At 72.0% G+C, this 1,008-nt stretch carries 1 protein-coding gene; it reads left to right on the forward strand.

Going from position 1 to position 1,008, the window contains the following annotated elements:
- A partial coding sequence (locus GM672_RS27705; protein WP_211517457.1) for an FUSC family protein occupies nucleotides 1-1,008 on the forward strand: 1,008 nt, incomplete at both ends.

Genomic DNA, 1,008 nt, shown 5'->3' on the forward strand with positions numbered 1-1,008 from the left:
GGCCGCCCTCGCTGCCGCCCGCGCCGTCGCGATCGACGTCGAGACGGCCATCGAACTGGCCGAACGCTTCGCCGTCCAGCTGGCCGCCTTCGCCACGGTCTACCACGGCCTGGCCCAGGCGCGGCGCCAGCAGGTCAGCGAACCGCGCGCCTATGCGCCCAGGACACCGCCCGCCATCGTCGCCGCCAGCGGCGTGCGCGCGGCGCTGGCCCTGGCGACAGCGGCCACCTTGTGGTACTGGCTGGCCTGGGGCCAGCTCGCCACGGCGCTCGTGATGACGACCGTCTTCTGCGCGCTGGCATCGAGTTCGCCCCGCCCCACGGCGATGGTGAAACAGGTGATGACGGGCTTCCTGATCGCCGCGCCGCTGACCTTCGCCACCGAATTCCTGCTGGTGATCCGCGCCAGCGGCTTTGCCATGCTGATGCTGGCCGCCCTGCCCCTGTTCGCGCTGGCCCTGTGGCTGATGACGGACCCGAAGCGTGCCGGCATCGGCATCGGCATGGCGATGTTTTCCAGCCAGTTCATCGCACCCGTGAACCAGATGCACTACGACCCGATGGCCGTTGCCAACGGCATGCTGGGCCAGATGATCGGCGTGCTGCTGGCCCTCGTCATCTTTACCGTGCTGCTGCCGGAGCACACGATGGGCAACCGCGGCCATGTGCGCGCGGCCCTGTGGCGCGAGGCGCTCGATACGTGCCGCGCGCGGCTGCGGGGCGACGGCGGGGCACTGCGCCACCGTTTCGACAACCGCGTGCGCGACCTCCTGAGCCAGTTGAATGCGGCCGCCGGCCCGACCCCGCCACCGGAGACGCGCGCAGTCGTGCGCGAAGGACTGACCCTGCTGGAGCTGGGTCACGCCGTCATCGAACTGCGCGCGCTGAACGCGGCACCGCTCGCCCCCGCCGTCCGCGACAGCCTCGCTGCCGCCTTGCGCCGGCTCGCCGCGTACCTTCGTGCCCCCGTCAACGGCGCACGCGCCGCCGCCGTCGCCGCCCTGCTGGA

This window comes from Pseudoduganella buxea, assembly GCF_009720835.1.
Classification (GTDB): domain Bacteria; phylum Pseudomonadota; class Gammaproteobacteria; order Burkholderiales; family Burkholderiaceae_D; genus Rugamonas; species Rugamonas buxea.